Here is a 12,395-nt window from a genome sequence, read left to right on the forward strand (position 1 = left end):
TAAGAACCTGTCTGGGGTCGATTCGGCGAGCGCGGCCCTATTTCGGGTCGCTCTTGCCCGCAGCATGTCTTTGCGCATAGGCTTCGAGCGGATCGTGCTATTTTCCCTTAGCCAAGTATTTGAACCGCGACTTGCTGGTGACGGGGTACGACGCCAATATATTTGTATTTCTGTCCGGACGATGAGATATATTCCTGAAATGCCTTGAATTCATGTTGCTCCCAGTAGGGGTAGTTAAAATATTCATCGAAGACGATTATTGAGCCTGGAACTATATTTTTTCGCAGATTATTGAAAATTGTCACAGTCGAAGAGTACATGTCACAGTCGACGTGGAGGTACGAGACAGGTATGGATGAAACGTGGTCGAGAAATAATGGTAAAGTGTGATCAAACCAGCCCTTTATAAGTTGGACATTGCTTCTGACTTCCGGAAGATCGTCTCGTGCGAAATGCCCGGCATCGTAGCCGTCTCGCCATTTTTCGGGCAGTCCCTGGAAGGAATCGAAACCGAAAATTGTCTGGTGTTGTTTTCGCTCGGCGATGAGATTTATCGACCAACCCGAATAGACGCCGAATTCGAGATACAAGCCATTGTCCGATGCCCGTTCAAGCATGGCGTGGTGCAAGTCGGATGCTGTTTCAAACTGCCGGGCGTGTGACATATGCTTCATCATATAATCCGCAGATGACAATGCCGAAGCAAAGGGGAGAAGTTTATTTAAATCAAAATCTTCGCATTCTTCTGGATTGTGTCCGAAGAGGCGTTTGCGGATTATTTTCTCGATCGCTGCTTCAGGAGATGAGTCTTCATGCGGTGTATTTTGCATTGAATTTATCTTCTGCGTTGGTCTTGGTGACAGAATGAGATAGAAATATTCCGGGATATAGAGGTGATATTGTGCAGTATTCGTTCGGTATCGGATCGAGTAATGATGGTCTGTCCATGGCCTGGATATCCGGGCTTGCCTTGGAGCGTTGCGTGCCATCGGATGTCCCGCTTGGGATTCGTGAAGAAATGGCACGCGGGCACCACCTCGGATACGTCTCCGAAGTGGTGCATGATGGCGGGACGGAAATCAGACGTCTTCGTCATCCTCGCCGTCATCGCCGTAGACCGGCTCGACGGTGATGGTGTCGTTGTTGTTGGCGCGAAGGGTTTCGGCGTCGCGTTCGGCTTCCTCTTCGGTCTCGTAGAGCTTGCCGTCGTCCGGGTCGTCGTTCCAGCCCGCTTCCGGGTCCCAGAACTGGACTTCGTCGTCGCCGATTTCCCGTATCACGAGATAGCCGACGACCACGTCGTTTTCGTCTTCCATGATGTCCCCCTTCTTCCTGCTGGACGGCCGACGTATGGACGATACCGGCAAAAAGGGAAGGGAAAAAATGACATGGAGGGGGCGGTGAGAAGCGTGCGGAAAGGGCCTTGGCCACATTTCGCGCAGACGTCGATGGCAGACGTCTATATCCGGGGTGCGGTGTCGGGTTCGTTCATTCGGAGGACTTTGACGGGGTGGGCATGCCCCATCCCCGCGGCCGGCGCCGTGCGCATTCGATGGATGGACCGTGCGCGGACGCGGGGCGTAGCCCTTTCGTCGGCATGATGAGGCGCGTAGTGCGGTGTTCGCGGTGGATCATGGCCCCTGTTGCGCCTGCTGGCTGACGGCTGCCGCTCAGGTGGTGATTCCTTCCTGAATCTTGAGATCCTTCCGCGACAGCTTGCCGATGAGGGTCTTGGGCAGGGAATCGCGGAAGACGATTTCGCGCGGGCGTTCGATCTTGGAGAGATAGTGTTCCAGATGGAGCGCGAGGTCGGCCGCAGTGACGGTGGAATCGGGGCGCAGGGTGACGAAGGCCTTTGGAGACTGGCCGCGATAGGGATCGGGTACGCCGATCACCAGGGCTTCGAGCACCGCCGGGTGGCGGTGGAGGGCTTCCTCGATGACATGCGGGTAGACGTTGTAGCCGCCGCAGATGATGATGTCCTTGAGGCGGTCGACCAGGAAAAGGTAGCCGTCCGCATCGAGATAGCCGACGTCACCGGTACGGAAATAGCCGTCCGGGGTGAAAGCTGAGGCATTTTCCGCGCTCTGCCAGTAGCCGCTCATGACCTGGGGGCCGCGCACGCAGACTTCGCCCTTTTCCATCACCGGCATGCGCTGGCTGATGTCGTCGAGGCTGCGGATCTGCAAGTCGGTGTGAATGACCACCTTGCCGCAGGAGCCGTCGCGGGCCGCGTGGAGCGGGTTGAGGGTCAGGACCGGCGAGGTCTCGCTCAGCCCGTATCCCTCGATCACCGGGCATTTGGCCGTTTCCTCGAAGCGCTTGCGCAAGGCCACGGGCAATGGCGCGCCGCCGGAAATGATCGCGCGCATATGCGCGAACAGGCCGGGCGACAGGTCGGGTTCGCGCAGGAGTGCCGTCTGGATCGTGGGGACGGTGGGCATCAGGGTGATCCGGACCCGGCGCATGGTGTCGAGCGTGGACCGTGCATCGAAACGCGGCAGCAGCACGATCTCGCCGCCCCGATCGATCGTGAGCAGCATGACCGCCATCAGCGCGAAGACATGAAACAGCGGCAGGATGCCCAGCGTCACCGGCGGCTCGAGCAGAGCATCGCGCGCCATGTCCTTGACCTGTTCGATGTTCGCCAGGAGATTGCCATGGGTGAGCTTGGCCGCCTTGGGAAGGCCCGTGGTGCCGCCGGTGAACTGCAGGACGGCGACGTCATGCAGCGGGTCGAGCGCGACATGCCTGGCCACCGTCTTGCTGTGGGACAGCGTGTCATAGGTGACGATGCGCTTGTCGGCCGGGAAATGGTGGATGTCCTTCGCTTTCAGGACCTTGAACAGGGCCGACTTGACCGGCGGCAGCGCGTGCGCGAACGGGCAGACGACGACGCGGCGGACCGACGTATTTTCCGATGCCCGATAGGCGGGTTCGGCAATGGCGGTGAGGTCGGAGATCACGAGAACCGAGACGTCTGCGGTCTTGAGGATCTGGTGGACTTCGTGCTGGACATAGAGCGGATTGAGGTTGACGACGATGCCGCCGACACGCTGCACCGCGAAGAAGAAGATAACCGCGTAGGGTGTGTTGGGCAGCGAGAGCGCGACGCGGTCGCCCCGGGAGACGCCGATATCCTTGAGGCCGCCCGCGACATGCTCCACTGCCTGGAAGAGGTCGCGATAGGTCAGCTTCCGCCCGAGGAAATCGATGGCGAGGGCGTTGGGGCTGCGAAATGTCGAAACACGCAGCAGTTCGAAAAGATCCTGGATCGAATCGCCGGAGGCGGCGGGGCGCAGGATTGTATTCTCATTCATGACGTTCATGGGGATACCCTTCAGAAACGTGTCCGCACGCCGAAGGCGACGATATTGCCGTAATCATTGTAGGTACCGATGATCCGTCCGGAGGTCGGGGAGGCGGCATCGTTGATCTTGGGATTGGTGCCGAAGATGTGGGCGTAGGACAGGGTGAGCGTCAGGCGCTTGAACGGCGTGTAGTCGATGCCGGTACCCAGATCGAAACGGTTGGTATCGGGGGTGATCGTATTGCGGTTGTGGACGGTCGTCGGGCTCTGGTCGTAGCTGAAGCCACCACGGAGGAGCACGGCCTTCGAGACGCGATACGTCGCCCCGATGCCGCCGAACCAGCTATTGCGCCAGTTGACGGGGATCGACGTGCTGGCGCCGCCAGGGTGGTCCGACACGTTGTTCAGCGAGTGCAGCAGGGACCAATGCGTCCATTCTCCCTGGAGCATGATCGTCCAGCGCGGGGAGAGAACGCGGGTGATGCCGAACGAGACGCTGTCGGGCAGGGTGACCTGCATCGCGCCATGTCCGCTCTGCGCGATCAGCGAGCCGTTGACCAGCGGATTGGCGGCCAGCATCGGCGGGGGGGAGAATTTCGTCCGCGTCGAGAGGTCGTAGGAAATGCGCGACTGGTAGTTGATGCCGATCTGGGTCGCGTCGTCGGGCTTGTAGAGGATGCCGGCGTCATAGCCGAAGCCGAACGCGTTGCCCGCCATGTCGACCCCCGTCGGCCCGAAGGCGTTCAGGGCACCCAGATTGAGATCGCGCGTGAAGCGGCCGGAGAGAAAGCCCATGCGGGGACCGATGCCGATCGACAAGCGCTTGTTGAACCGGTAGGACGCCATGATCCCGAGTTCGTAATCGGTGACCGAGCTGACCAGGCTCTGGTACCGCCCGACCCAGTTGGAGGGATAGTTGGCGCGCTGGCCATATGGGGTATAGAAGCCGTAGCCGATCGCCCAGTGCGGATCGATTTTCAGGACGCCGTATCCGGCGGCCGTGGCTGCGTCGGTGATGCCGCGATTACCCTGCACGCCCGGCGTGGTGATGCCCGGGCCCAGATAGTTCTGACCCGAGAAGCGGGCGATCGGGCCGGCATAGAAGACGTTGCCTTCCATTTCGCTGGAGTCCAGGAAGGACATGCCTGCGGGGTTCTGCAAGACCGTCGAGGCGTCGCTGGCGCGGCTGACGGAGCCGACATAGGCATTGCCCAGCGAGATGGCATCGGTCTCACGCAGGGCGAAACCCGAAGCGAGCGCCTGATGACCGGAGCAGAGCAGTGTCTGGGTGATGAGGGCGCTGCATGTCATCAGCGTGATTTTATTTTTCATTATTGGACTGACCATCTCAGCTTTTCAAACCAAACATTTGATAGGTTGGGTGGGCGAGTGGGGTCTCCATGTGTCTTATCCGTGGAAAACTATGAGCTTCGAATGTCTGCCATGCAAGGAAATCAGGGTGGAAATCGGAAAGGCGGTGCTTCACACTCTCTCGATCAAAATGCCGGAAATGGCGGCGCAGAACGTCATGAGTCGTCGAAAGTTCCGATGCATGCCGTGCCGGGAGTGTTTTTGGCAACGAGGATCATCGGCCCCGACGGGGCCGTTTTTTTTGCATAACGATCGTTTGGTTGCGGTATGCGGCGCCGGGGGCTTATTCCAGTGCCGCCGTCAGGGCGGGCACGATCTGGAACAGGTCGCCCACCAGGCCGTAATCGGCCACCTGGAAGATCGGCGCATCCTCGTCCTTGTTGATGGCGACGATCACCTTGCTGTCCTTCATGCCCGCCAGATGCTGGATGGCGCCGGAAATGCCGCAGGCGATGTAGAGGTCCGGAGCGACGATCTTGCCGGTCTGGCCGACCTGGTAGTCGTTGGGGACGAAGCCGGCATCGACGGCGACGCGCGAGGCGCCGATGGCGGCGCCGAGCTTGTCGGCCAGGGGTTCGAGGATCTTGAAGCCCTCGGCGCTCTGCATGCCGCGGCCGCCGGAGACGATGACCCGCGCGGCCTCGAGCTGCGGACGTTCGGTGCTGGAATGTTCCGCGGAGAGGAAGCGCGATTTTTCCGCGCTGGAAGGGGGCGTCACGGCTTCGATCGGGGCGTTGCCGCCTTCGGCGGGCACCGGGTCGAAGCTGGCGGTGCGGATGGTGAGGAGTTTTTTTGCGTCGGAGGAACGCAGCGTGACCAGTGCGTTGCCGGCGAAGATCGGGCGCACGAAGGTCTCGGCGTCCTTGATGTCCATGACATCGGGAATGATCTGGACATCGAGCCGCGCGGCGGCGCGGGGCAGGGCGCTTTTGCCGATGGCGGTCGCGGCGGCGAGGATGTGATCGTATTCCGGCGCCAGGGCGACGATCAGCGCCGCCAGCGGCTCTGCCAGGCCGTGGGCGAAGGCCTCGCCCGCGGCGGTGCGGACCTTGCGGATGCCCGGGAGTTTCGCGGCGCTGGCGGCGGCGGCCTGGATGGTGTCCGGGCCGCCGGTGACCAGCACGTCGATCTCGCCGAGCGTCGCGGCGGCCGCGATGGCCGAGCGGGAGGTCTGCGGGATGGTGCCGTCTTCGGCATCGAGGAGGACGAGCGCGGTCATGATCAGATCACCTTGGCTTCGTTGCGGAGTTTTTCGACCAGTTCGGCGACGCTGCCGAGTTTGACGCCCGCCTTGCGGGTCGGGGGTTCGGCCATCGAAAGCATGGTGAGGCGGCGTGTCAGGTCGATGCCGAGATCGGCGGCCGCGATGGTGTCGAGTGGCTTCTTCTTCGCCTTCATGATGTTGGGCAGGGAAGCGTAGCGCGGCTCGTTCAGGCGCAGGTCGGCGGTGACGATGGCGGGCAGCGTGAGGGAGAGGGTTTCCGATCCGCCATCGACCTCCCGCGTGACCGTCAGGCCGTCGTCGGTCTTCTCGACGCGGCTGGCGAAGGTGGCCTGCGGCCAGTCCAGCAGACCGGCGAGCATCTGTCCGGTCGCGTTCATGTCGTCGTCGATGGCCTGCTTGCCGAGGATGACCAGATCGGGCTTTTCCCGTTCGACGAGGGTTTTCAGGATCTTGGCGACGGCAAGCGGCTCGGGGCTTTCCTCTGATTGGACCAGGATGGCGCGGTCGGCGCCCATGGCCAGAGCGGTGCGCAGCGTGTCCGCCGCCTGGGGGACGCCGACCGAGACGACCACGATGTCATCGGCGGCACCTTTTTCGCGCAGGCGCAGGGCTTCCTCGACCGCGATTTCGTCGAATGGGTTCATCGACATCTTGACGCCGGCGGTCTCGACGCCCGTGCCGTCGCGCCTGACGCGGACCTTGACGTTGTAATCGACGACTCTCTTGATGGGAACAAGGATTTTCATGGTGCCTCAGTGGGATGGAGGAAACGGGCGCGGGTTACATGCCGCCGGGATAGTTGGGGCCGCCGCCGCCCTCGGGCGTGTACCAGTCGATATTCTGCGGCGGGTCCTTGATGTCGCAGGTTTTGCAATGCACGCAGTTCTGGGCGTTGATCGTAAGCCGGGGGGTGCTGTCGGGATCGGCGACTTCGTAGACCCCGGCGGGGCAATAGCGGATCTCGGGCGCGCGGTAGATGTCCCAGTTGACCGGTTTCCACAGGGCCGGATCGCGCAGGCGGAGATGGATCGGCTGGTCCTCGGCGTGGTTGGTGTTGGACAGGAAGACCGAGGACAGCTTGTCGAAGGTGACCGTGCCGTCGGGCTTCGGGTACACGGGGGGCGGGCAGGCGGCGGCGGGGCGCAGGGTCTCGTGGTCCGCGTGGCGGAAATGCAATGTCCATGGCGCCCGGCCGCGCAGGATGGCGGCATCGATCCCGGCATAGAGCGCGCCGCGCATCGTGCCCCAGCGGGCGAAGGCGGGGCGGATATTGCGCGCCGCCGAGAGTTCCTGATGCAGCCATGAAGCCTGGAGCCGGTCGGTGAACGTGTCGGGTTCCGGCGCGTCCGCCGTATAGGCGGCGGCCACGGCCTCGGCCGCGAGCATGCCGGATTTCATCGCCGTGTGGGTGCCCTTGATCTTGGGCGTGTTGAGAAAGCCCGCCGCGTCGCCGACCAGCGCGCCGCCGGGGAATGTGAGGCGGGGGAGGGATTGCAGGCCGCCCTCGGACAGCGCGCGGGCACCGTAGATCAGCCGGCGGCCGCCTTCGAAATAGGGGCGGAAAACCGGGTGGAGCTTGGTCCGCTGCATCTCGTCATAGGGCGAGAGCCAGGGATTGGCGTAGTCGAGCCCGGTGACGAAGCCGTAGGAGACCAGGTTCCTGCCGAAATGGTAGAGCCAGGCGCCCCCATAGGTGCGATCGTCCATCGGCCAGCCGAAACTGTGCAGTACCAGGCCGGGCTCGTGACGTTCGGCGGGGATTTCCCATACCTCCTTGATCCCCAGGCCATAGGTCTGCGGATCGACGCCCGCGCGCAGGTTGAAATGGGCCATGACGCGCTTGGTCAGGGAGCCGCGGCAGCCTTCGGCGAACAGGGTATATCTGCCGCGCAGTTCCATGCCGGGTGCGAAGTTCGGGCCCTGGGCGCCGTCGCGGGTGACCCCCATGTCGCCGGTGACGATGCCGGCGACCCGCCCGTTTTCGATCAGCACGTCGGCCGCGGCGAAGCCGGGATAGATCTCGACGCCCATCGCTTCGGCCTGTGCGGCCAGCCAGCGGCAGACATCGCCCAGGCTGACGACGAAATTCCCGTGATTGGCGAGGTGCGGCATGACACGGGCCAGGGCAGGAATACGGAACGCCTTGCGTTGGGTCAGGAAATACATCTCCTCTCGCGTGACCCTGGTGGTGAGCGGGGCGTCGCGGTCGGCCCAGTCGGGCAGCAGTTCGTCGAGGGCCCGGGGCTCGATGACCGCGCCGGAGACGATGTGCGCGCCGATCTCGCTGCCCTTTTCGACCAGGCAGACGGATTCGTCGGGCAGGAGCTGTTTCAGCCTGATCGCCGCCGCCAGCCCGGCCGGGCCGCCGCCGACGATCACGATGTCGAACTCCATGATGTCCCGTTGGGTCATACAAATGTCTCCAGCATTCGGGTACCGGCGCGCCCCGGAGCGGCATCTGATGCGCGGGATACCGTTCAACAAGGTGAAGTCTATATCGCGTCGTTTTTTTTTCGAACAGTCGATAGGTAGGGGGTGGCGGAAGATGCGGGGCCGAGGGACGGGCGGGCGTGGAAAGAAACGTGGTAGAATGATGATAAGAAAAGGAATTGTTCCTGGAGTGGCGCTTCGTCACATATTTGAGATCGCCTGATGGCTTTCCGCGGATCGTGAGTGCGAATCTGGCCCGCGATTGCCGGCGGCCATGGGAATCCGCGCGGCCGCGGAAAAATTCTAACGGTCGTTCGTATAGGGTCTTCGTGGTGCGGTCGGGTGAGGGTTTTGAAATAATATGTTGATATAGAAAGTGGTTTTTTATCTGCCCTGGAATTTTTCCGCCATGGACGGAGGCGGGATCAATCAAGGAATCGTGTCATCACGACAAAGCGTCTTTGCCGAGAGGCCATCATTCAATTATCAAGGCGGGGCACAACGCGCGCCTCCTGTTCGAACAAACGTTAGGCATGGTGAACGGGGGCATTGCCAGGAGCGCTACTCATGAATTCCGTTGTCATCGCAGGTTATGCGCGATCGCCGTTTCAGCTCGCGCGCAAGGGGCAGTTCGTCAGGACGCGCCCCGACGATATAGCCGCCCAGGTCGTGCGTGGCCTGGTGGAGCGCACGGGGATCGCGCCGGAGGATATCGAGGACCTGATCCTTGGCTGTGCGTTTCCCGAAGGAGAGCAAGGGTTCAATCTGGGCCGGATCGTGGCGCTGCTGAGCGACCTGCCGCTGTCGGTCGGCGGGGTGACGGTCAACCGTTTCTGCGGATCCTCGATGCAGTCGGTCCATATGGCGGCCGGGGCGATCCGGATGGGGGCGGGCGAGGCCTTTATCTGCGCCGGCGTCGAGAGCATGACGCGCATCCCCATGGGTGGGTTCAATCCGCTGCCCAATCCGGCGCTCTACAAGAAGCGGCCGGGTGCCTATATGGACATGGGCATCACCGCGGAGAACGTGGCCCGGAAATACGAGATCGGCCGTGAGCAGCAGGAACAGTTCGCGCTGCGCAGCCAGGCCCGGGCGCGCGATGCCATCGCCGCCGGACGGCTGGAAGCCGAGATCGTGCCGATCCAGACGCGTGACGGCGTGGTTTCGACCGATGGCTGCCCGCGTCCGGATACCACCGCCGAGGGACTGGCCGGGCTGAAGCCGGCCTTCGACGCCGCCGCCGGCACGGTGACGGCGGGGACGTCATCGCCCCTGACCGACGGGGCGGCTTCGGTGCTGGTCTGCTCGGAGGCGTATGCCGATCGCAAGGGGCTGCCGAAGATGGCGCGCATCCGCTCGATCGCCATTTCCGGCTGCGAGCCGGAGGTGATGGGGCTGGGGCCGATCCTGTCGTCGCGCAAGGCGCTGGAACGCGCCGGGATCACGATCGAGGATATCGGCGTCGTCGAGCTGAACGAGGCCTTTGCCTCGCAGTCGATCGCCTGCATGCGTGAGCTTGGCGTGCGGGACCAGACGCTGAATATCGATGGTGGCGCGATCGCGCTGGGGCATCCGCTGGGTGCCACGGGCGCGCGGATCGTCGGCAAGGCGGCGCAGCTTCTGGAACGCGAGGGTGCGCGCTACGCGCTGGCCACGCAATGCATCGGCGGTGGACAGGGCATCGCCACGGTCTTGGAGCGCATCTGATGACCCAGGATGTCACATCTGGCGGGGTGGACGGCGCACGGCCGGCCTTCTCCCGCGTCTGCGTGATCGGTTCGGGCGTGATGGGGGCGGGGATCGCCGCCCAGATCGCCAATGCCGGGGTGCCGGTGCTGCTGCTGGACCGCAAGGCGGACGGGGCGGACCCGAACGCGCTGGCCAATGGCGCCATCGCCAAGGCGCTGAAGACCGATCCGGCGCCCTTCATGGACCCGGCGGCGGCGAAACTGATCGCCACCGGCAATATTGACGACGATCTGGCCCGGGTTGCCGAGTGTGACTGGGTGGTCGAGGTCATCATCGAGCGGCTGGACCTCAAGCAGGCGCTGTATCGCCGGCTTGACGAGGTGCGGCGCCCGGGAACGCCGGTGTCGTCGAACACCTCGACCATTCCGCTGGCGCGGCTGGTGGAGGGATTGCCGGAGGGGTTCGCGCGCGATTTCCTGATTACCCACTTCTTCAACCCGCCGCGCTACATGCGGCTGCTGGAGGTGGTGGCTGGGCCTGCGACCGACCCCGCGCACGTCGCGGCGGTTGCTGATTTCTGCGACCGCCGGCTGGGCAAGACCGTCGTGCGGGCCAAGGACACGGCGGGCTTCATCGCCAACCGCATCGGCACGTTCTGGATGCAGGTGGCGGCCCGCGTGGCGCTGGACCACGGACTGACGGTGGAACAGGTCGACGCGATCATCGGCCGGCCGTTCGGCATTCCCAAGACCGGCGTGTTCGGCCTGCTGGATCTGGTGGGCATCGACCTGATGCCGCATATCTCGGCCAGCATGAAATCGCTGCTGGCCGCCGGCGACCGGTATCATGCGTTCGCCGACGATCTGCCGCTGATCGGGAAGATGATCGAGGGGGGCTATACCGGCCGCAAGGGCAAGGGCGGCTTCTATCGCATCAACAAGGCGGGCGGCGGCAAGGTCAAGGAATCGATCGATCTGGCCACCGGCGCCTATGCGGTGTCCGAACGGTTCTCGCTGCCGGCGGGAGCAGGCGACGCGGCCGGGCTGCTGGCCTCGGGCGACCGGTTCGGCGCCTACGCGCGCAAGGTCATGGGCGAGACGCTGGCCTATGCGGCGTCACTGGTGCCCGAGATCTCGGACGATATCGTCGGTATCGACAGGGCGATGGAGCTTGGCTTCAACTGGAAGAAGGGGCCGTTCGCGCTGATCGACCAGATCGGGGCCGCGAAGCTGGCGTCGCTGCTGCGCCAGGAAGGGATCGCGGTGCCGGCGCTGATCGACGCGGTCGGGGACGGGCGGTTCTACCAGGACCGGGATGGCGTGACGCATGCCTTCGGCGTCGATGGCGCCTATCATCCGGTGGCGCGGCCCGACGGCGTGATCCTGCTGGGCGATTTCCGCAAGCGCGGCAAGCCGGTGCTGTCGAGCAAGGCGGGCGCGCTGTGGGATATCGGCGACGGGGTGGCGTGTTTCGAGATCACCACCAAGATGAACACGTTCGATGAGAGCGTCATGGCGATCCTTGAAAAATCGATCGCCCATGTCGGAGAGCATTTCAAGGCGCTCGTGCTCTATTCGGATGCCGTCCATTTTTCGGCCGGGGCGAATCTCGGCCTCGCGGCGTTCGCGGCGAACATGGCGGCCTGGGGGGAGATCAGGAAACTCGTCGTGCGCGGGCAGAGCGTTTACAAGACGCTGAAATACGCGCCGTTCCCCGTGGTGGCGGCGCCGGCCGGCATGGCGCTGGGCGGTGGGTGCGAGATCGTGCTGCACTCCGACGCCATCCAGGCCCATGCCGAGAGCTATATCGGGCTGGTGGAATGCGGTGTGGGGCTGATCCCCGGCTGGGGCGGCTGTGGCGAGATGCTCGATCGGCTGCGGGCCGACCCGCGCACGGCCAAGGGACCGATGCCGCCGACGCGCGAGGTGTTCGAGATGATCGCCACCGCGCGGGTTTCGAAATCGGCGGCCGAGGCGCGGCGGATGCATATCCTGCGTGATCGCGACGGCATCACCATGAATCGCGACCGGCTCCTGGCCGACGCGAAGGCGCTGGCGCTGTCGTTGGTCGAGGGATACCAGCCGCCGCCGAAGCCGGAATTCCGTCTGGCGGGCGCGGGTGGGAAGCTTGCGCTCGACATGGCGGTGGACGGGATGGCGCGGCAGGGGATCGCGACGCCCCATGACGTGACGGTCGCGGGGAAGCTGGCCTTCATCCTGACGGGTGGCGACCACGACGCGACGGAGATCGTGACGGAGGAGGAGATGCTCGGGCTGGAACGCGCGGCGTTCATTGATCTGATCGAGAGCATTCCGACATTGGACCGGATCGAGCACATGCTCGAAACCGGCAAGCCCCTCAGAAACTGAC

At 63.6% G+C, this 12,395-nt stretch carries 9 protein-coding genes; 2 read left to right on the plus strand and 7 right to left on the minus strand.

All coding sequences use genetic code 11. The annotated features are described in order from the left end of the window. Positions 1-107 precede the first annotated feature (107 nt). From HLH48_RS12475 to HLH48_RS12505, 7 genes are all read right to left on the minus strand, one after another. On the minus strand, positions 108-830 hold the full coding sequence (locus HLH48_RS12475) for a class I SAM-dependent methyltransferase (protein ID WP_182997841.1): 723 nt from the start codon (positions 828-830) through the stop codon (positions 108-110). A gap of 249 nt (positions 831-1,079) precedes the next feature. After that, positions 1,080-1,316 carry a hypothetical protein gene (locus HLH48_RS12480; protein WP_182997842.1) on the minus strand — a complete coding sequence of 79 codons (237 nt, stop codon included), beginning with the start codon at positions 1,314-1,316 and terminating at the stop codon, positions 1,080-1,082. Between the two features lie 354 nt (positions 1,317-1,670). Then, on the minus strand, positions 1,671-3,329 hold the full coding sequence (locus tag HLH48_RS12485) for a long-chain-fatty-acid--CoA ligase (RefSeq protein ID WP_182997843.1): 1,659 nt from the start codon (positions 3,327-3,329) through the stop codon (positions 1,671-1,673). A gap of 11 nt (positions 3,330-3,340) precedes the next feature. After that, positions 3,341-4,642, minus strand: coding sequence for an OmpP1/FadL family transporter (locus tag HLH48_RS12490; RefSeq protein WP_182997844.1), 1,302 nt, complete (start codon positions 4,640-4,642; stop codon positions 3,341-3,343). Between the two features lie 322 nt (positions 4,643-4,964). Further along, on the minus strand, positions 4,965-5,900 hold the full coding sequence (locus HLH48_RS12495) for an electron transfer flavoprotein subunit alpha/FixB family protein (protein ID WP_182997845.1): 936 nt from the start codon (positions 5,898-5,900) through the stop codon (positions 4,965-4,967). A 2-nt stretch (positions 5,901-5,902) separates the two neighbouring features. Further along, on the minus strand, positions 5,903-6,652 hold the full coding sequence (locus HLH48_RS12500) for an electron transfer flavoprotein subunit beta/FixA family protein (protein ID WP_182997846.1): 750 nt from the start codon (positions 6,650-6,652) through the stop codon (positions 5,903-5,905). A 34-nt stretch (positions 6,653-6,686) separates the two neighbouring features. Further along, positions 6,687-8,318, minus strand: coding sequence for an electron transfer flavoprotein-ubiquinone oxidoreductase (locus HLH48_RS12505; protein WP_182997847.1), 1,632 nt, complete (start codon positions 8,316-8,318; stop codon positions 6,687-6,689). A gap of 585 nt (positions 8,319-8,903) precedes the next feature. Between HLH48_RS12505 and HLH48_RS12510 the strand changes: the two genes are divergently transcribed. Together HLH48_RS12510 and HLH48_RS12515 are read left to right on the plus strand one after the other, a co-directional pair. Beyond that, positions 8,904-10,043 (plus strand): thiolase family protein, encoded by a 1,140-nt coding sequence (locus HLH48_RS12510; RefSeq protein WP_182997848.1) that lies wholly within the window; start codon positions 8,904-8,906, stop codon positions 10,041-10,043. After that, positions 10,043-12,394 (plus strand): 3-hydroxyacyl-CoA dehydrogenase/enoyl-CoA hydratase family protein, encoded by a 2,352-nt coding sequence (locus tag HLH48_RS12515; RefSeq protein ID WP_182997849.1) that lies wholly within the window; start codon positions 10,043-10,045, stop codon positions 12,392-12,394. Before HLH48_RS12510 ends, HLH48_RS12515 begins: the two co-directional genes overlap by 1 nt. The last annotated feature ends 1 nt before the right edge of the window (position 12,395 follow it).

Origin of the sequence: Gluconacetobacter sacchari, from assembly GCF_014174255.1 — a bacterium.
GTDB classification, from domain to species: domain Bacteria; phylum Pseudomonadota; class Alphaproteobacteria; order Acetobacterales; family Acetobacteraceae; genus Gluconacetobacter; species Gluconacetobacter sacchari.